Genomic DNA, 19,667 nt, shown 5'->3' on the forward strand with positions numbered 1-19,667 from the left:
GCGGTGGCGGCTCGTTGAAAGCAGGAGAAGAGTGGACCCCAAACGGAGGTGACGATGGAGCAGGCAGCACGACGGATCATCGCGGGCCTTATCGCTGCGGGCGCCGCGCTGGCGGCCGGACAACTGACCGCCGCGGCCGTCGCACCGGATTCCGCACCCTTTTTCGCGGTCGGGAACATGGTCGTCGACCACGCCCCGGCGGCCATACGCGAATGGGTGATCGGGGTCTTCGGTACCTCCGACAAAGCCGTGTTGTTCGCGTGCCTGTCCGCGATCATCGCCCTACTCGCGGCAACCGCCGGTCTCGTGGAGCGAGAACGACGGTATGGCTCGGCGCTTATCGCGGTGCTCGGTGTCGTCGGCGCATTGGCTGCGGTAACCCGGCCGACCGGGGCGTTCACCTGGATCTGGCCATCAGTGATCGCGGCCGTGGCCGGAGTGCTCGTGCTGCGAGCCCTGGTGGGCCGCGCCGATGGCCAGGACGCGCCCGACCGACGCAAATTCTTCGGAGCAGCAGCGGTTTTCGCCCTCGGATCAGCGGGCGCCTATTGGCTCGGCAACCGCTGGAGCAAGGGTGCCGTCGTCGCCGAGGAACGCCGCGACGCGGTACTGCCCGCACCCGTCGCGCCCGCTCCGCCGCTGCCCGACGGCATCAACGTCAAAGGTGCGGCCCCCTACATCACCGGTAATGCGGACTTCTACCGCATCGACACGGCGCTGCGAGTGCCCCAGCTGACCACCGCCGAGTGGCAGCTCAATATTCACGGCATGGTCGACCGCCCGCGCATCCTGACGTGGTCAGATCTGCACGCCATGGCGGCAACGGAACGCGCCGTCACCTTGACCTGCGTCTCCAACGAGATCGGCGGAGATTTGATCGGCAACGCGATGTGGACCGGCTTTCCCATCAAGGCGATCTTGGAATCCGTTGGAGTCCACGGTGATGCAGACATGCTGTTGTCGAAGAGCGCCGACGGCTGGACGGCCGGCACCCCACTGGATGTACTCACCGATGGCCGTGACGCCATCTTGGCCGTTGCGATGAACGGGACACCACTTCCCGTCGAGCACGGATACCCGGTCCGGCAGGTGGTGCCCGGGCTGTACGGCTACGTGTCCGCGACCAAGTGGGTTGTCGACTGGGAGATCACCCGATTCGACACCGCACGGGCGTACTGGACCGTTCGCGGCTGGTCGGCGCGAGGCCCCATCAAGACGGGATGTCGCATCGACACGCCCCGAACGGGCGGCCGCCTGGGCACAGGTGCTCAGATCGTGGCGGGCACGGCGTGGGCCCAGCATCGGGGCATCACCAAGGTGGAAGTACAGATCGACGACGGCCCCTGGCAGCCCGCAACGCTTGCTCCCGAGTACTCGGTCGACACATGGCGGCAATGGTGGTTCGGTTGGCAGGCGACGCCGGGTGAACACATCATCACCGCACGCGCCACCGACGGCACCGGAGCGGTGCAGACCGATCAGATCGCGTCCCCCGTACCCGATGGGGCGACGGGATATCCGAAACGGCTTGTCACGGTGGCGGCCTGACTAGCCGAACTCCACAATGCTGCGAATATTCTTACCCTGCTTCATGTCCCGATATCCCTGAGCGATCTCGTCAAGGGCATAGGTGCGGGTCACCATCTCGTCCGTCTTGAGTTCACCGCTGGCATAGAGCGCCAGCATGGTGGGCACTGCCTCAAACGGGCTCCAGTTCCCGTAGATAACGCCCTTGATCGTCTTCTGCATCAACGTGACCATGCTCAGATCCAGTGACACATCCTCGGGACGGAAGGCGCCCATGCTGGTCATCGCCACCGTGCCGCCCTTACGGATGGAGTCCACAGCGGCCGTGAGATCGCCCGGCTCCATCCGGCCCACCGTGATCATGGTGGCGTCCGCGCCCTGTCCGTTGGTGTAGGAGCGGGCCCGATCGGCGGCTTCCTCCATCGAGGCGAACACCTCAGTCGCGCCGAATGTTTTTGCCGCCTCACGCTTGTACGCCACCGGGTCGACCAGCAGAACATTCGCCGCTCCTGAACGCGCGGCCCCCTGGACCGCGGCGGCACCGACTCCACCCAGGCCCATGACGATCACCGTCTGCCCGGGCTTGACCGCGGCGGCGTTGACGGCGGTACCCCATCCGGTGCCCATCGCACATCCCAACAGACACAACCGATTCAACGGAAGCTCTTTGGGAACCTTGTACGCGGACTGAACCGATACGGTGGTGTACTCGCTGAACGCCGAGAGCCCCAGCTGCTGCCCACACGGCTGCCCGTCGAGACGCAGCCGGTAGCTGGTGGGGTCGTCGAATCTGGATCCGGTGAGCGCATAGGCACCGGCATCGCAGAGCTGCTGCATGCCGCGCGAACACCACAGGCAGCGGCCGCAGGCGGGCAGAAACGTCAGCACCACATGGTCTCCGACGGCGAATTGTGTTGTGCCATCGCCAACCTTCTCCACAACGCCGGCGCCCTCGTGACCCCCACACATCGGCAGCATCTCCACCGGGAAGTCTCCGGTAGCGATGTGATCGTCGGAGTGACACAGACCGACCGCGGCCATCCGGACCATGATCTCGCCGGGTCGCGGATCTTCGACCTCTACCACGCAGGGCTCGAATTCCCCTGGCACGCTGCGTATCACCGAAGCGTGAGAACGACGATAGGACGTCATGCACTCGCCCGCTGGGCACGCCGGACGGCAGATGGTTCGCCCTTGTCGTGCGCCGCGAAATTGGCCAGTTCACGGCCGCGCATCCGGTTGATCACTCGCTGATGTTCGCGGGCATGGTAGGCAAGCGGCGAATAGGTGACACGCTCGGGCAGCACCCGAGCGGCGGCACGATAGGCGGTGAAAACCCTGCGTAGCAGACGCTCATCCCGCTGGGTCCATGCGACGCCGAGAATGTCCCGCACCCGCTGATCCATGGCCCCGAAAGTCAGGACGAAGAAAACGCGGGAAATCGGTGCCAGCACGGGCTTTAACGCTGCGACCACGAGACTCGAGGGAACCCACCGCGGGAGCCGGCGCAGCAGCGGTGAGTCCTCGATGCCGCTCAAAGGATCGACCAGTTTCCCCAGATTCTCTGCGACCGCAGGATGATTGATCAGAACCTGCCCGACCATGCGGTCGTAGTACTCCCAGAACTCCGCGCGGGTTCTGGGATACCCACGCTCGGGCACCTGAGTGATCCGGGCCAGTAGACGATTGTCCTGAAAGAGCTGCTCGTCTTCCTCGTCGGTCAGGTCCCGTCCCAGGAATCGCGGCGTCACCCGGCGCCCCGCCACATACGCCGTCGCGATCACCCAGGCATACGCCTCCGGATCCAGGGCGCTGATGTGCTTACCCTGCCTCCCGCCGCTCTCACCCTGCATCTGCAGCGGCTTGTGCATCGTGCGTAACCAGTAACCCTGCTCGATCGCGGCCTTACCCCCGAAGATCCACTGCTGCACCGCGTCAAAGGAACGAATGGCCCGGCCCGCCGGGTCTCGATCTGCCACCGAGTACCGATCGGTCACATCCCCGATCACCGGATGCATGCCCTGCATGATGAACGCCGCACCGACAGCGGGCAGATACAGCCATTGCCCACCCAGGGACGCGGTCACACCGAGGGGATCGAACAGCTCCGGCACCGGCTGCGCCCAATCTCGCGAAACCGGGTCCTGCGTTGCCGGGGACTCCACCAGTGCAGTCACAACGAAACCTCCTTGTGTCGTTACCCGAGAAGCTAACGTGAACACCAGGTCGCATATAAGTCTCGTCTGGGGGCCGTCATGGCATCGGAAAATCGCAGTTCACGGCTGCGCAAGGCGCCACAGCAGCAGAGATCGCGGGAACTGGTCGCAAAAATCGTGACGGCGACCGGGCAGCTGCTGCGCACCGAAGGCCCGGAGGCGATCACCACCAACCGCATTGCCGCCATCACGGGTATCGGCAAGGGCTCGATCTATCAGTACTTCAGCACCAAAGACGACATCATCATGGCCGCGATCCGGGACGCCGCTAACCGACAGCTGCCGGGTGTCCGGTCAGCGCTGGCGGCCAACGCACTGGCGCCACCGCAGCAGATGATGGACTCCGCCATCGACATGTTGATCGCGTTCACCACCGACAACGCCCCTACCCTGCGCTATCTCAACGAGAATCCCGAGTTCGCACGCGAGGTCGAGGCCAGCTCGAATATGCCGGTACTGATGCAGACGATGATGACCCTGCATGTTCAGCAGTATCGCGATCAGTACCACGCCGATCTGGAAGCGGAGACGATCGCGTGGCTCTTCATCAACTCGGCAATCACCACCACGCTGATGTTCTTCCAGACCGACCGGAGTCCGATCGATCTCCAACAACTGCGAGTGGGCCTCAAACGAATGGCATACGGTCTGCTGACTTCGTAGCCGTACCGGCGGGCTGCCCAAAAAATTAGGTAGCCCCGCGCCGCCGTCGGGTCGGGGGGTCGGACGGTGGCGCGAGGCTACCCATGTATCGACACCTACTTCCAGAGCGTTACAGCCTCTCCGAAAAATCTTGAAACTTTTTTTGACCAGATTCCAGGAATGACAAAACCCCCGGTCACAGGCGTAGTGCCGATGACCGGGGGTCTCGATGAGGTGCTTAGGTCGCTCAGGCTTCCAGGATTGCGGTCACGCCCTGGCCGCCCGCGGCGCAGACCGAGATAAGTCCGCGGTACGTGCCGGTCCCGCCGTTCTCCTTCTTCTTCTCGGCGAGCTGCTTGGCCAGCTGGGCCACGATGCGGCCGCCGGTGGCCGCGAACGGGTGCCCGGCCGCCAGCGACGAGCCGTTGACGTTGAGCTTGGATCGGTCGATGGCGCCCAACGGCTTGTCGAGACCGAGGCGCTCCTTGCAGTAATCCGCCGACTCCCACGCCTGCAGTGTCGCGAGCACCACCGAGGCGAACGCCTCGTGGATCTCGTAGAAGTCGAAGTCCTGCAAGGTCAGGCCGTTGCGGGCCAGCAGACGCGGCACCGCGTAGGTCGGCGCCATCAGCAGACCATCGGGGCCGTTGATGTAATCCACCGCCGCGGTCTCGCCGTCGACGAAGTAGGCCAGCACGGGGATGCCGCGCTCTGCGGCCCACTCCTCACTGGACAGCAGCGCCACCGAAGCGCCATCGGTCAACGGGGTGGAGTTACCCGCGGTCATGGTGGCGTCGCCGTGCTTCACACCGAACACCGGCTTCAACGTCGCCAGCTTCTCCACGCTCGAGTTCGGGCGCAGGTTGTCGTCGCGGTACAGCCCCAGGAACGGGCTGATCAGGTCGTCGAAGAAGCCACGGTCGTAGGCAGCGGCCATCTTCTGGTGGCTGGCGGCGGCCAGCGCGTCCTGCTCGGTGCGCTTGACGCCCATCTGCTTGGCGGTGATGGCGGCGTGCTCGCCCATGGACAGCCCGGTACGCGGCTCGCCGTTCTGCGGAATGTCGACGCCGAGCGCGGCGGGCAGCTTGCCCAGCAGCTTGAGCCGGGTGACGTTGTCCTTGGCGCGACGGATCGCCAGCAGGGTGTGGCGAAGATCATCACCGAAGTTGATGGGCGCATCGGAAGTGGTGTCCACACCGCCGGCCAGCACCGACTCGTAACGGCCCAGCGCGATGCCGTCGGCACCCACGATGGCCGCCTGCAGACCCGTGCCACATGCCTGCTGCAGGTCGAACGCCTGCGAGTACGGGGACAGCGGGCTGCCCAGCACCGATTCGCGGGTGAGATTGAAATCACGGCTCAGCTTGAGCACCGCACCGGCGATGACGGCGCCCAGGCGCTCGCCCTTGAGGTTGAAGCGATCGGACGCGCCGGTGATGGCGGCGGTCAACATGTCCTGGTTGGAGGCGTTCGCATAGGCGCCGTCCGAACGCGCGAAGGGGATGCGGTTACCACCGAGAACCACGACGCGGCGGCGACCTTGCGAAGCGTCTGACTTGCGTGCCGAGCTAGTTGCCACTTGTCTCTCCACTGTTGAGGGGGCAGTATTACCGAGCATTCTTACTCTGGAGTAAGTTCTTTGTCGAATTCACCCTAGACCAATTACGGACAACCACTAAGGAACGGCACATGTCCCCCAAGCTCACTGACGACCTGTACGCGCTGCTGGTCAACTCCGGGCCCGGCAACCTGCTCGCCGGCCGCCTGGGTATCCCGCAGCCCGAGAACCTGCGCCGCTACAAGAAAGGCCAGCCCGCACTGGCCGGGCCCGTGCTGATCGGCGGCGAGGGCCGCCTCGCCGAGCCGCTGCGCGCCGCACTGGCCGAGGACTACGACCTGGTGTCCAACAACCTCGGCGGCCGCTGGGCCGACAAGTTCGGCGCCCTGGTCTTCGACGCCACCGGTATCACCACACCGGTCGAGCTCAAGGGACTGCACGAGTTCTTCACCCCGCTGCTGCGCAATGTCGGCAAGTCCGGCCGCCTGCTTGTCATCGGCACCACCCCGGACAAGGCCGCCACCACCGACGAGCGCATCGCCCAGCGCGCCCTGGAAGGCTTCACCCGCTCGCTGGCCAAGGAGTTCGGCAACGGCGCCACCGTGCAGCTGGTCTACGTGCACCCCGACGCCAAGACCGCCGCCACCGGCCTGGAGTCGACCGTCCGCTTCATCCTGTCGGCCAAGTCGACCTACGTGGACGGTCAGGTGTTCTACGTGGGCGCCGACGACTCCACCCCTCCTGCCGACTGGGACAAGCCGCTGGCCGGGAAGGTCGCCATCGTCACCGGCGCCGCCCGTGGTATCGGCGAGACCATCGCCGAGGTGTTCGCCCGTGACGGCGCCGCCGTGGTCGCGATCGACATGCCGTCCGACGACCTGACCGCCGTCGCCCAGAAGGTCGGCGGCACCTCGCTGGCCCTGGACGTCACCGCGGCCGACGCCGTCGATCAGATCACCGCGCACCTCAAGGAGCACCACGGCGGCAAGGCCGACATCCTGGTCAACAACGCCGGCATCACCCGCGACAAGCTACTGGCCAACATGGACGACGCCCGCTGGGACTCGGTCATCGCCGTGAACCTGCTTGCCCCGCAGCGTCTTACCGAAGGCCTCATCGACAACGGCACCATCGGAGAGGGCGGACGCATCATCGGCCTGGCCTCCATCGCCGGTATCGCCGGTAACCGCGGCCAGACCAACTACGGCGCCACCAAGGCCGGCATGATCGGCATCACCCAGGCGCTGGCCCCGTCGCTGGCCGAGAAGGGCATCACCATCAACGCCGTCGCACCGGGCTTCATCGAGACCAAGATGACCGCCGCCATCCCGCTGGCCAACCGCGAGGTCGGCCGCCGCATCAACTCCCTGAACCAGGGTGGAGAGCCGGTGGATGTCGCCGAGACCATCGCCTACTTCGCCAGCCCCGCCTCGAACGCGGTGACCGGCAACGTGGTTCGCGTCTGCGGCCAGTCCTGGCTGGGGGCATAGCCATGGCTCAGCCGTCCGGGCTCCAGAACATGGTGATGGCGGCAGTGGGTGCACTGCCGTTCATCCCCCGTCCGTCCACCCTGCCCAGCAGGGTTGTTCGGACCCACGGTGTACAAATCGACCCCGCACACGTCGCCGCCTACGCCAAGGTGACCGGCTTGAGCTTCACCGACAAGGTGCCGGTGACGTATCCGTTCGCGCTGCAGTTCCCCTCGGTCATGGCATTGGTGACGGGACTGGACTTCCCGTTCCCGGCCATCGGCACCGTGCACCTGGAGAACCACATCACCCAGCACCGCGCCATCACCGCGACCGACACCGTCGATATCGAGGTGCGCACCGAGAACCTGCGCGAGCATCGCAAGGGCCTGCTGGTGGACGTCCTGACCGACATCACGATCGGCACGGACACCGTGTGGCAGCAGACCATGACGTTCCTGCGTCAGCAGCGCACCAGCCTGTCCGACGGGCCCAAGTCGGAACCGCCCAAGGCCGTCAAACTGCCGCCGCCGAACTCGACACTGCGGATCAGCGGTGGACAGATCCGCCGGTACGCATCGGTGGGTGGGGACCACAATCCGATCCACACCTCGTCGATCGGCGCGAAGGCGCTGGGCTTCCCGAAGGCAATCGCTCACGGAATGTTCACCGCTGCAGCAGTTCTGGGGAACATCCAGGGTGAGATTCCCGACGCTGTGCGTTACGACGTCAAGTTCGGCAAGCCGATTCTGCTGCCCGCCTCGGTGGGCGTGTGGATCGAGAAGGACGCCAAGGGCTGGGACATCGCCGTTCGCAATCCCAAGAAGGGTGATCCGCACCTGAACGGAACCATCACCCCGCTCTGATCGCACCTCGTTGAAGGCCCGTGACCGGCAATCCGGTCGCGGGCTTTCTGCGTTCGCCGAGTGTCGACTTTCCGCGCGAAATCGCGAGAAGTCGGCCCAACAACTCGACACTCGGCGAAGAAGTGTTGCCAGGCCCCTCCGGTAATACTCACGCTGATCTCGACGGCTGCACTTCGGCGAACCGCTCGTTACGATCGCTCGTCATTTCCTGCAGCAAATTCGAGGAGTACGTCGTGCCAGCGGACGAGGATCACCAGGAAGCGCCATCCGTCGACTGGCGCGCACTGCTGCGACAGCTCCCTTTGTTGAACATCCTCGGCGTGGTCGCCGTCCTCGTCGCGGCCACCCTGGTGGTGGTCAAGAATCTGCCCGACCACAGCACCGACCAGCTACTCAACGTGTCCTACGACCCGACGCGTGAGCTCTACAACGTCCTCGACGGCACCTTCACCAAGCAGTACAAGGACAAGACCGGCAAGACGATCGAGATCAAGCGCACCAACGGTGGATCGGGGCGCCAAGCCCGCAGCGTCCTGGATGGCAGTCAGCGCGCCGACGTGGTGTCGCTGGCATCTGTGAGTGACGTGGACACATTGAGCCTGCGCCGGCTGATCGCGCCCAACTGGCGGCAACGGCTGCCTAACAACTCCGTCCCCTACACCTCGACCATCGTGTTCGTCGTGCGCAAGGGCAACCCACGCGATATCCACGACTGGCCCGACCTCGCCAAGGAAAACGTCGCCGTCATCACGCCGAACCCCCGCACCTCCGGGAACGGGCAGCTCTCCGTGCTCGCGGCATGGGGCTCGGTGGTGACGCGCGGGGGCACCGAGACGGACGCACGTTCCTATCTCACGGCGCTGTTCCGCAACGTGGCCGCGCTCGACAGCGGAGCGCGCGGAGCCACCAACACATTCTCGGTTCAACGGCTCGGCGACGTGCACCTGACGTGGGAGAACGAGGCGATCAGCGAGGTGAACGCCAACAAGGGCGAACTCGAGATCGTCTATCCGCCGGTGAGCATCCGCGCGGAGCCTGCGGTCGCCTGGGTGGACGCCAACTTGCACGACACCAAGCGTGCCGCGATCGCCAAGGCGTATCTGGAATACCTGTTCACCGACGAGGCGCAGGAGGTCGCCGCCCAGCGCGGTTACCGTCCGATCAAGCCTGAAATCCTTGCTCGCCACAGCAATACGCTGCCCGCGATAAACCTGTTCCCCATCACGGCCATCGCGACCAGCTGGGATGACGCACGACAGAAGTTCTTCTCGGACAACGGGATCTACGAGACCATCCCGCGCACCACCGACCGGGGCACCACCACCTTCGCCTCCGACAGACAAGGACGCTAGATGCCCTCGGCACTGGGAGTATTCGAGAACTACGACGCGCTCAAGGCCCGTCGCGACATCGTCGCCGGTCTGACGGTGGCTGCGATATCCCTTCCCCAAGCCATGGCCTATGCGCTGATCGCCGGGGTCGACCCGAAGTACGGTGTCTACTCCGCGATCGTGGTCACGGCCATCGCATCGATCTTCGGGTCCTCGTCACATCTGATCAACGGACCCACAAGCGCCATCTCACTGCTGGTGTTCAGCTCGCTGGCATTCCTGGATCCGGAGAACCGCACCGGGCTGTTCGAAGCCCTGTTCCTCCTGGGTGTGCTGGTCGGCGCCATCCAGATCCTCATCGCCGTCTTCAAGCTCGGCGACCTCACCCGATACATCTCCGAGTCCGTCGTCATCGGATTCATGGCAAGTGCTGCCCTGCTGCTGGCCATTGGCCAGCTGGCCAATGCTATTGGTGTGCGGGACAAGGGAGATGGGCACATGCAGGTGCTGCAGCGCGCCTGGCTCACCCTGTTCCACGGCGATGCCGTGAACTACCGCGCGTTGGTCCTGAGCGTCTCGGCGGTGGTGTTGGCGATACTCCTGCGCCGTCTGGTTCAACGCTATGGCCTGCCGCAGATTGACATGCTGCTGGTGCTCATCGTGACGGCGGTCATCGCGTACGCCTATGGCTGGTCGGTGCCGGACGGCACTGGACATACCGATGTGAAGATCTCCGGCAAGATCCCCGCCAGCCTTCCGGAATTCCACATCCCCGAGGTTCAGGTGAGCACCCTCGGTGAGCTTTCGCATGGCGCATTGGCCATTGCGTTCATCGGTCTGATCGAAGCGTTGTCGATTGCCAAGGCCATCGCACACCACACCGGACAGCAGATCGATTACAACCGTCAGATCCTCGCCGAGGGGCTGGCCAACCTCACCGGTGGCTTCTTCCAGAGCCTGCCCGGGTCGGGTTCGTTGTCCCGATCGGCCATCAACTACCAATCCGGTGCGGCGACCAGGTTCTCCGGAATTGTCAGCGCCGCAACGGTGACCATCGCGCTACTGCTGTTCGCTCCGCTGCTCCGGTATATCCCGCAGGCGGCGCTGGCCGGCCTGTTGTTGGTCACCGCGGTGCGGCTGGTCGACTTCCGGCGCCTCTCGTACGCGCTCAAGGCCTCGCGGTACGACGCCGGGCTGGTCATCATCACGGCGCTGGTCGGTGTGGCCGTGAACCTGGACACCGCGGTGCTGATTGGTGTGGTGCTTTCGATCCTGCTGTTCGTACCGCGCGCGGCCAAGCTCAAGGCTGCCGAACTCATCGTCACTGACGAGGGTGTGATCCGTGAGCGGACCCCCCAGGACAACCCCGCCGACGCCGCCAGCTCGGTTCGCGCGTCGTCCCCCGTCATCTACGACCTGGAGGGCGAGCTGTTCTTCGGCGCGGCACCCGAACTCGACCGCTATCTTGAGGCGCTACACGCACGGATCCGCGACGAAAATCTGAAGGTCGTGATCCTAAGGTTGAAGCGGGTACGCCATCCCGACGTGGTCTGCATCGAGCGCCTGGAGCACTTCATCCGGGAGCACCAAGAGCTGGGCGTCACCGTGTTGCTCGCCGGAGTGCGGCCGGATTCGCTCGCGCTGCTGCAGAACGTGGGCTTCACCGATTGGCTCCCCGCCGAGCAGGTGTTCCCGGAGGAAGACCGCGAATTCTCGGCGACGCTGAAGGCCGTGCGATACGCGCAGACCCGGTTGGCCGAAACACCTTCGGCCCCGGCGGCACACCAGGAAAAGCTCTACTACCTGGTCTGAAAACTTAGGCGCGCTTGGCCACGGGCTCATCGCGCGGACGACCACGCAGGCCGCGCCAACCGAGGTTGAGCAGCGTGTCCTTAGCGCTTTCGACCTTGATATCGCCGGTCGCCACCCGGGAGGCGACAGCCTCACCACCGCCGACGAGGGCCACGGCCATCGCGTCGTAGTCGGTATCGGGATCAATTTCCGGTGAAGCGGCCTTGATCAGCCGCGCCACCAGTTCGATGATGCGGTCGCGCCCCTCGCGTACTTGCTTGGCGAACAGCTGCGTACTGGTGGCCTGTCCGTAGATCACGATCCACGAGGCCCGGTGCGTGTCGACGTAGTTGAGAAACGATACGACGGTGGTGCTCAACACGTCTCGTGGCGATTTCGTGAGGTCGATATCGCCACGCACCGCCTCCACGAACCTGCCGAGTTCGCGCCGTAGGCAGGCGACAAAGAGGTCTTCCTTGGAGCCGTAGTACAAATAGAGCATCGGCTTGGAAATCTTGGCCGCTGCGGCGATGGCATCCATCGAGGTGTCCCGGAAGCCGTTGAGCGCGAACTCCTGCACGGCGGCATCCAGCATCTGCTGCTCCCGAACCGCACGGGGCAGCCGCTTGGTACCACCGGCCATGGATGCCTCCGAGGTTGGGTCGTCAACGCGAACTTACTCCAGAGTAAGCTACTGAGCGGTTCGACTATTGCACACACCCCACAACTGCGGGTCCAAAGAGAGTTTATCTGCCCGACTCGGGGGCGGCGCGCAAACGTCACCCACCCGATACCCCCACCCCGTACCATGCGCGGCGTGGACTTCACCCTTGCGCTGACCCCCGACCTGGTGGCCGTCTTCCTGACCCTGTTCGTGCTGGAGGTGGTCCTGGGCATCGACAACGTCATCTTCATCTCCATCCTGGCCAGCAAGCTGCCCAGCGGCCAGCAGGCCCGGGCCCGCAATCTGGGGCTGACCCTGGCAATGGTGATGCGCGTGGGGTTGGTGTTCCTGGCCGGCTGGATCATCACTCTCAAAGAGGACGTTCTCGAACTGTTCGGACAGGGTTTCTCGATCAAGGACTTCATCCTCATCGCCGGTGGGCTATTCCTGGTCTACAAGGCTGTCCACGAAATACATCTCAAACTCGAAGGCACCGGCGAAGAGAGTGGAACATCCACGAGTGCAGCGACATTCAAGTCCGTGCTGGTGCAGATCCTGCTACTGGACCTGGTGTTCTCACTCGACTCGGTGATCACCGCGGTGGGCATGACCAGCAACATGATCATCATCGTCACCGTGGTGGTGCTGTCCTTCGCGATCATGCTCTTCGCATCGCGGTTCGTCTTCGCCTTCGTCAACCGCCATCCCACCGTCAAGATGCTCGCACTGTCCTTCCTGCTGCTCATCGGGGTGTTCCTCATCGCCGACGGATTCGGCATAAAGATCGACAAGGCGATGATCTACGGTCCGATGGCGTTCGCCATCCTGGTCGAGGCCCTCAACCTGATGGCCGCCGCACGTAAGGCGAAGCAGGACAACATGACTCAGCGGCCCGTTGCCCTACGTCCCAGCTATCCCGATGTGGACGAGTCCGTGGCGATCGCCGCGGCCACCTCGGCGAGTCCGGACGCAGGTTCGGTAGGACTATCCCGAAAGCCCGTGGCAGGCGGGGGCGGCGATGCCCCGGCCGGACTCGGCTAACGTGCCACGAGCCGAACCCGCAGCTCCTCCAGGCCACGTAATGAGCTGTTGGTAGTCCACCTCGGCGTGCCCTCGATTTCGACGCATTGCACTCGGTTGACTAGTTCTCGCAGCACCGCTTTCCCTTCCATGCGGGCCAGCCCTGCTCCCAGACACAGATGTACACCCGACCCGAACGCCACGTGCTGGGTCACTGGCCGAGTCGCGAGAAAGCGATCCGGGTCATCGAACTCGCGCGGATCACGGTTGGCCGCACCCCACAACAACGCCACCCGGGCACCTGCCGGGATCACCGCGTCCCCGACGGGGTAATCCTGCGCCGCAGTGCGATAGAAGTTCTGAATCGGCGAGGAATAGCGCAGCTGCTCCTCGACCGCGCCGGCAAGCAGCCGCGGATCGGACCTGATGAGCTCGAACTGGTCCGGGTTTTCCGACATCGTCAAGAACATGGTGCTCAGCAGGTTGGTCGTGGTCTCGTTGCCTGCCAGCAAGAGCAACAGCGCGAAGTAGAAAAGCTCGTCGTGGCTGATCTGCCCCTCACCGGCATCCGCGACGAGCTTGCCCAGCACGGTGTCCGCTCCCAACAGGTTTCCCTTACCGAGTTGGGTCATGAAGTAGTCATGCAGATGCCGAACACCGTTGAGAGTTCCCGGAACCTGCCGCAAGCCCTTGGGGCTGAACTCGACATTGGCCACTCGCACCGATTCGTTGGACCAGTGCCGGAAAAACGCCTCATCTTCGGGCGGAATGCCGAGAATGTGCGCGATCATCCTCATGGGTAATGGAACTGCCAGGTGCTCAACGACATCCGAGCCGGGGTCGTCCAGCAGGCCCGTCACCAACTCGGCGGCCATTCGGTCTACCGTCGGCGCCCATCCCTCCAGAGCTCCACGGGTGAACCCGGGCAGCGCCTTACGGCGAAGTTCGGTGTGCCGCGGCCGGTCCATGTTCAGCAGCACCGGAACTTCGAACCGTGCCCGTACGACACCGTCGCGGTTGGACAACAGTGCGTCGTTGCGCGCCGCCGCGCGCACATCCTCATAGCGACACAGGATGAAGGCGTTGCGTTTTCGGTTGTAATGCACCCGCGTACCCGCCAGCAGTGTGCGATATCCCGGGTATGGATTGGCGGCTGTCTCCGGATCCATCGGATCGAAAACAGTCTCCTGCACTCCCGGAAACCGGCGACCGGACACCTTGGCCCGCATTTCGGTGGCCGCGTTGGTGATCAGTGACCGAACAACGGGTTTGGTGGTGGTGTAGACGAGACGTGCGTCGTGCTTCAGGGTCATTTCAAGTGAATCCTCTCCGTTGACGTTCCGCGTATAAACGTAACGGAAATGTCCGTAACGGACAATGGGGTAATCTTTAGGCCTGATGGACCTGACTATCGATCAGCTGGCGCAGCGCGTGGCCATGACGGCGCGCAACATCCGCGAGTGGCAGACACTCGGGCTGGTACCCCCGCCCGAGAAGCGAGGACGCGTCGGCATCTACTCCGACGACCATGTCGCGATCATCAATCACGTCAAGAACTTGAAATCCCAGGGGTTTCCGCTGGATGTCATTCGCCGGGTCATCGACTCAGGCGGTGGCTCCGAGGACAGCGTCCGCAAGATGGTGATCGAAGCCCTCAGCCCATTCGCCACCGGAGAGCCGCTGGTGATGCCGCGCGCCGAGCTCACCAGACGCGTCGGCACCGGCGCCGATGTGGCACTGGCCGAGCTGGGGCTGGTGTCCGATGTCGATGCGAAAACGATCTCGGTACGCGACGGCGAAACCCTCGATGCAATCGAACTGCTGATTGCCGCGGGCATGTCGATGTCCCGCATCACCGAGACCCTGCGCGAAGTGGACCGGCTGCAACATCAGATCGCGCAGCTGTTGCTGGGCGCCTACGTGGCCGACGTCTGGCAGCCCTTCGTCGAGTCCGGTTATGCGTCCGAGGACTGGGGCAAGATCGCCGAAAATGCTTCGAAGGCAAAACAATTGACTGTCACGCTGGCATCGCGACTGTTGGCGCGGGCCCTCGATGACACCGTCGACCCGATCCTGTTGCAACAGGCCGACGAGGCCGAGGCCGTGCTGGAACGCAACCGCCCGGCCTCATCGGCCTAGTCTCAGTCGACCTCGCCGCAACCCCGGTCCAGGCCGCGAACCTCGATGGGGCACCACACCGCACGGGATACCTCGGCGGCCCACTGCTGGGCGTCGGCCAGGGTCGGCACCTCGATGATGCTGAAGCCGCCGAGTTGTTCCTTGGTCTCGGTGTACGGCCCGTCGGTCGTGGTATGCCCAGAGGCGTTGGCACTCACCATGGTCGCGGTAGCGGCCGGCTGCAGACCAGCCGCGAAGAGCCACACCCCCGCCTCCTGCATGCGGCGGGTAACAGCCTGTACATCGGCACCGATGGTTTCCAAGGCGGCATCGTCGGGCTGCACCGCATCAGGTGGATAAACAATCGAGAGCAGATAGCGGCTCATGTCAGGCCTCCTCGTCCTGGAAGGGGCGCACCTCGACGGGCTCCTCACATGCCGCCGACCCCTCGGCGGCCCACTTCAACGCCGCATCGAGGTCAGGCGCGTTGATGATCCAGAAACCACCGAGGTGTTCCTTGGTCTCCAGGTAAGGGCCGTCCGTGGTGGTGACCTTTCCGTCCACACTGCGGACGACGGTCGCATCCGATGGTTCGGTCAGACCGTTCGCGAACACCCAGACGCCAGCCTCTTTCATTCTCTCGTTGAGCGCGCCGGTCTGGGCGTACAGCCGCTGCACATCCTCATCACTCCAGTCGGCCGCGTTCTCCGCGTAACTGTGGACCGAGAGTAAGTACTGCTTCATGGTCGTCCTTTCTATCCGCTTCTGGCGATGGGGACGCCCGGTCGGCTTCCCTTCAACCTCACTACGAATAGACCTGCCCGAAATCGACACCTCATCGCGTAAGTCAGAAAGAAATTGCGGAGGATCTCACTGCGGGCAGCCGAACTACGAGCCGTGCGTCCCGAGCTTGTTGTCCAGGTACTCCTGGCGGCAGGCTCGGCGCGCGATCTTTCCACTGCTCGTGCGCGGGATCGCGCCGGCCTGAACCAGCTGCACATCGGCGATGGGCAGGGCGTGCCGACGAGAGACAGCGGCCCGGATCGCCTCGACGATGGGACCCGGTTCCGCCCGCCCGGCTCCCGCGGCACGTTCGGCGACGATGACCAATCTCTCTCCGGCACCTTCACCCGCCTCGACGCCCATGGGCAGTTCGTTGGTGGGCACCGAGAAGGCCGCCACGAATCCACGCCGCACCACCGGAGAGGCGTCCTCGACGGTGGCCTCGATGTCGTGCGGGTAGTGGTTGCGGCCGTCGACGATCACCAAATCCTTGACCCGGCCGGTGATGTACAGCTCACCCTCGAGATAGACGCCGAGATCGCCCGTGCGGAACCAGGCAGCGGCCGGTTCGGCGCCGGTGGCATGGCTGCCCTCACCCAGCCGCGCCCGCAGCGTGTTGCGGAAAGAGAAGTCCGTCTCCTCCGGACGGCCCCAGTATCCACGCCCAATGTTGTTGCCGTGCAACCAGATCTCGCCCACCTGTCCGTCGGGCAGCTCCGCCCCGGCAGTCGGGTCGACAATCACCGCCCACTGACTGCGGGCGATCTGACCACAGGACACCTGCGGCACCGCCTTCTCATGGGCGGCGTCCACCCGTACCGCATATCCGGCACCCAGCTGTTCGCGATCCACATAGATGACGGACGGCTCCGCTTCGGGCGCGATCGAGGAGACGAACAGCGTCGCCTCGGCCATACCGTAAGACGGCTTGATGGCGTTGGCCGGTAATCCGTGGGGACCGAAGGCCTCATTGAACTTGCGGATCGACGCGATGCTGACCGGCTCGGAACCATTGATCAGCCCCGCCACCTTGCTCAGATCCAGGGCTTCGCCATCCTTCGGCAGGCCTCGCTCGGCGGCCAGCTCGAAGGCGAAGTTGGGGGCGGCGCCAAAGGTGCGGCCCACGTGAGACGCGTCCGCGAGTTCCTTGATCCAGCGGCCGGGCCGCCGCACGAACGACATCGGTGACATGAGCGTCATCCGGCCCCCACACAGCGGGAACATGAGCATGAGCAGGCCCATATCGTGGTAGAGCGGCAGCCAGCTCGCCCCGCGGACATCCACATCCAGACCAACGGAAATGACCATCTGCAGCACGTTGGTCATCACCGCACGATGGGTGATCTCGACACCGGCGGGCACTCGCGTCGATCCCGATGTGTACTGCAAATAGGCGATGTCATCGGTATCCGGCGTCACCCTCACATACGTCGCACCCACCGAGTCGGGCACGCCGTCGACGGCCAGGACTCGAGGCCGACGCTCGCGCGGCAGCCTCCGGACGAAACCGCTGACGGATTCGGCGGCCGCCTCGTTGGTGAGCACCACCGTCGGTTGGGCATCGGTCAGCACCGCATCGAGCCGCTCGGCATGACCCGGCAGTTCCGGAGCGAAAAGGGGCACCGCGATGGTGCCGGCCTCGATGGCGGCGAAGAAGCCGATGACGTAATCGAGGCCCTGCGGCGCCAAGATCGCGACCCGATCCCCGGGCGTGGTCACCTGCTGAAGCCTCGCCGCGACCGCACGCGAACGCGCCCGCAGTTGGGGCCAGTTCAGATCGGACGGAGCGCCCTCCGGGTCGCTGCTGAAATCGACATAGCGGTAGGCAAAAGTGTCGTGCTCGCCATCGACGGCGCACTCCAAATAATGGTTGACGGTGTAGCCATCCGGTAAGGAGATCGCGCCCGTCTCGTCCAGGTACTCCTCGACACGTAACCCTGACACCAGCGCACTCATCGCAACCTCCGCGTAGCCGTAACTACGACAGCCGGACAACAACAAGCAGCAACGAATAGCCATCACGCTTTGCTACGGTCCCGACCGAACGTAGATGGTACGTGACGTACCAGTAGCAAACGGTACTCGAAGTCCCAATAAGACGCCGCGTCTAAAAAGGCCTGGAGGGACATTGTTCACTGTGTGCTTTGACACCCCCGAGTAGCGATGTGACGGGTGCGACCGCGCCGGGCCGAACCTGCGCTGGTACCCGACCCTTTTCGGGCATTCCCTTCCCGGCCGGTCACTATTAGACTCGTGACAAATAGCATCCAGCGTCGGAGGCGAATATGCGATCCAGGGATCTGATCAAGTACTGGTCGCGGTGGGTGACCATGCACGGCATCAGCCGCGTCGGACTACTCACCCAGGTGCGCACAATGCCCTTGGCGGCGTTGTTCCTCAGCCCGGATCGCGCCAACAACCATTACCGGTACATCGAACAGATCCGGTCCGTGGGCCCCATTGCTCCGGCCCGGGCCACTGGCCTGGTCTTCACCGGTCTGGCGCAGACACGCGAGATCCTGCGGGACCACCGATTCATCACCATGGCGCCCAACAACATTCCCTCCCCGGTGCTCCCCCAGGGGCTCAGCCGGTGGATCTTCAACAGGACCGAGCCCGGTCTGCCCAACCCGGTAGAGCCTCCCGCCATGCTGGCCGTCGACCCACCCGAACACACCCGGTTCCGCAAGCTGGTGTCGAGGGCGTTCACACCACGCGCGGTAAGCAAGCTGGAGGACCGCGTCCGTGAGGTGACACTCGAGCTGCTCGACAACCTGGAACGCAAGGAGCGAGCCGACCTGCTCGACGACTACGCCTCGCAATTGCCGGTGGCGATCATCGCCGAGATGCTCGGTGTTCCACGCGAAGACGCTCCGTTCCTCCTGGAATGGGGCAATCACGGTGCGGCGCTGCTGGATATCGGCATGACCTGGTCTGCGTATCGCGATGCCACCCAGGCGCTCATCGAGATCGACCGCTACTTCGACGCTCACCTGGTCCGGCTGCGCCGCGAGCTTGCACAAGACCCCACCATCGACGGCATCTTGGCGAGCATCGTGCGCGACGGCGATCTGGACGACCGCGAACTCAAGGCCACCATGGCGCTGCTGCTCGGTGCCGGATTCGAAACGACGGTCAACCTCATCGGGAATGGCATCGTGGCCCTGCTGCGTCACTCCGAGCAGCTGGCGTACCTGCAGGAGAATCCGGAAGGCTGGCCGAACGCCGTCGAGGAGATCCTGCGTTACGACTCCCCGGTGCAGGTCACCGGCCGGGTGGCCACCGAAACCGTCGAATTCGACGGCCACACACTGCCTGCCGGCTCGATGGCGGTGCTACTCCTCGGCGGGGCCAACCGCGATCCCGCTGTTTTCGATGAGCCCGACGTCTTCGACGTGAGCCGCGCCAACGCCCGCGAACACGTGGCATTCGGCAGTGGTGTCCATGTCTGCCTGGGCGCGAGTCTGGCGCGGATGGAGGGTGTGGTGGCGCTGCAGTCGCTGTTCGAACGCTTCCCCGAGCTGGCGCTGGCAGCCGATCCCACCCCGGGCAAGCATGTCAATCTGCACGGCTTCGGAAGCCTGCCCGTGAACCTCGGCCGTGCCCGGGTACGAGCCAGCAGTTAATCTCGAGGCTGCGCGATGTCCGTTCGGCATCGAGCGAGCCGACACGGGGATCGGAC

At 64.4% G+C, this 19,667-nt stretch carries 17 protein-coding genes; 9 read left to right on the forward strand and 8 right to left on the reverse strand.

The annotated features are described in order from the left end of the window. The first annotated feature begins 54 nt into the window (after positions 1-54). The gene (locus tag HBA99_RS22525; protein WP_070952413.1) at positions 55-1,548 is read left to right on the forward strand and encodes a molybdopterin-dependent oxidoreductase; all 1,494 of its coding nucleotides are present in this window, start codon (positions 55-57) and stop codon (positions 1,546-1,548) included. Here HBA99_RS22525 and HBA99_RS22530 read toward each other — a convergent pair whose 3' ends face one another. Next, positions 1,549-2,679, reverse strand: coding sequence for an NDMA-dependent alcohol dehydrogenase (locus HBA99_RS22530; RefSeq protein WP_070951923.1), 1,131 nt, complete (start codon positions 2,677-2,679; stop codon positions 1,549-1,551). It lies immediately after the preceding gene. Beyond that, the gene (locus HBA99_RS22535) at positions 2,676-3,704 is read right to left on the reverse strand and encodes an oxygenase MpaB family protein (protein ID WP_081347669.1); all 1,029 of its coding nucleotides are present in this window, start codon (positions 3,702-3,704) and stop codon (positions 2,676-2,678) included. Before HBA99_RS22535 ends, HBA99_RS22530 begins: the two co-directional genes overlap by 4 nt. Positions 3,705-3,782: 78 nt before the next feature. On the opposite strand from HBA99_RS22535, the gene HBA99_RS22540 reads away from it, so the two are divergent. Beyond that, a complete protein-coding gene (locus HBA99_RS22540) occupies positions 3,783-4,406 on the forward strand; it encodes a TetR/AcrR family transcriptional regulator (RefSeq protein ID WP_081347668.1) in 624 nt (207 codons plus the stop codon). 226 nt (positions 4,407-4,632) lie between these two features. On the opposite strand, the gene HBA99_RS22545 is transcribed toward HBA99_RS22540, so the two are convergent. Continuing rightward, positions 4,633-5,964, reverse strand: coding sequence for an acetyl-CoA C-acetyltransferase (locus HBA99_RS22545; RefSeq protein ID WP_070951922.1), 1,332 nt, complete (start codon positions 5,962-5,964; stop codon positions 4,633-4,635). Positions 5,965-6,074: 110 nt separating this feature from the next. Here HBA99_RS22545 and HBA99_RS22550 point away from each other — a divergent pair, with 110 nt between their 5' ends. The 4 genes from HBA99_RS22550 (at position 6,075) to HBA99_RS22565 (ending at position 11,421) form a co-directional block, all read left to right on the forward strand. Then, positions 6,075-7,433, forward strand: coding sequence for a 3-oxoacyl-ACP reductase (locus HBA99_RS22550; protein ID WP_070951921.1), 1,359 nt, complete (start codon positions 6,075-6,077; stop codon positions 7,431-7,433). 2 nt (positions 7,434-7,435) lie between these two features. Continuing rightward, the gene (locus tag HBA99_RS22555) at positions 7,436-8,278 is read left to right on the forward strand and encodes a MaoC/PaaZ C-terminal domain-containing protein (RefSeq protein WP_070951920.1); all 843 of its coding nucleotides are present in this window, start codon (positions 7,436-7,438) and stop codon (positions 8,276-8,278) included. A 233-nt stretch (positions 8,279-8,511) separates the two neighbouring features. Beyond that, the gene (locus tag HBA99_RS22560; protein ID WP_070952410.1) at positions 8,512-9,630 is read left to right on the forward strand and encodes a sulfate ABC transporter substrate-binding protein; all 1,119 of its coding nucleotides are present in this window, start codon (positions 8,512-8,514) and stop codon (positions 9,628-9,630) included. Beyond that, a complete protein-coding gene (locus HBA99_RS22565; protein ID WP_070951919.1) occupies positions 9,631-11,421 on the forward strand; it encodes a SulP family inorganic anion transporter in 1,791 nt (596 codons plus the stop codon). Positions 11,422-11,425: 4 nt separating this feature from the next. On the opposite strand, the gene HBA99_RS22570 is transcribed toward HBA99_RS22565, so the two are convergent. Continuing rightward, positions 11,426-12,043 carry a TetR/AcrR family transcriptional regulator gene (locus tag HBA99_RS22570; protein WP_030097306.1) on the reverse strand — a complete coding sequence of 206 codons (618 nt, stop codon included), beginning with the start codon at positions 12,041-12,043 and terminating at the stop codon, positions 11,426-11,428. Between the two features lie 174 nt (positions 12,044-12,217). Between HBA99_RS22570 and HBA99_RS22575 the strand changes: the two genes are divergently transcribed. Continuing rightward, the gene (locus HBA99_RS22575) at positions 12,218-13,105 is read left to right on the forward strand and encodes a TerC family protein (protein WP_070952409.1); all 888 of its coding nucleotides are present in this window, start codon (positions 12,218-12,220) and stop codon (positions 13,103-13,105) included. Here the strand turns inward: HBA99_RS22575 and HBA99_RS22580 are convergent. Then, positions 13,102-14,397, reverse strand: a complete 1,296-nt coding sequence (locus HBA99_RS22580; RefSeq protein WP_070951918.1) for a cytochrome P450 — start codon at positions 14,395-14,397, stop codon at positions 13,102-13,104. The two genes, HBA99_RS22575 and HBA99_RS22580, sit on opposite strands and share 4 nt — an antisense overlap. An 85-nt stretch (positions 14,398-14,482) precedes the next feature. Between HBA99_RS22580 and HBA99_RS22585 the strand changes: the two genes are divergently transcribed. Then, complete coding sequence (locus HBA99_RS22585; protein ID WP_070951917.1) at positions 14,483-15,223, forward strand: MerR family transcriptional regulator; 741 nt, start codon at positions 14,483-14,485, stop codon at positions 15,221-15,223. Positions 15,224-15,225: 2 nt separating this feature from the next. Here HBA99_RS22585 and HBA99_RS22590 read toward each other — a convergent pair whose 3' ends face one another. The 3 genes from HBA99_RS22590 to HBA99_RS22600 form a co-directional block, all read right to left on the reverse strand. Beyond that, positions 15,226-15,588 (reverse strand): YciI family protein, encoded by a 363-nt coding sequence (locus tag HBA99_RS22590; protein WP_070951916.1) that lies wholly within the window; start codon positions 15,586-15,588, stop codon positions 15,226-15,228. 1 nt (position 15,589) lies between these two features. Then, a complete protein-coding gene (locus tag HBA99_RS22595; protein WP_046255103.1) occupies positions 15,590-15,946 on the reverse strand; it encodes a YciI family protein in 357 nt (118 codons plus the stop codon). Between the two features lie 144 nt (positions 15,947-16,090). Further along, the gene (locus HBA99_RS22600) at positions 16,091-17,941 is read right to left on the reverse strand and encodes a fatty acyl-AMP ligase (protein WP_070951915.1); all 1,851 of its coding nucleotides are present in this window, start codon (positions 17,939-17,941) and stop codon (positions 16,091-16,093) included. A gap of 329 nt (positions 17,942-18,270) precedes the next feature. Between HBA99_RS22600 and HBA99_RS22605 the strand changes: the two genes are divergently transcribed. Continuing rightward, positions 18,271-19,611, forward strand: a complete 1,341-nt coding sequence (locus tag HBA99_RS22605; RefSeq protein ID WP_070951914.1) for a cytochrome P450 — start codon at positions 18,271-18,273, stop codon at positions 19,609-19,611. Positions 19,612-19,667: the final 56 nt, after the last annotated feature.

The sequence above is a fragment of the Mycobacteroides chelonae genome (genome assembly GCF_016767715.1).
In the GTDB taxonomy this organism is placed as follows: Bacteria; Actinomycetota; Actinomycetes; order Mycobacteriales; family Mycobacteriaceae; genus Mycobacterium; species Mycobacterium gwanakae.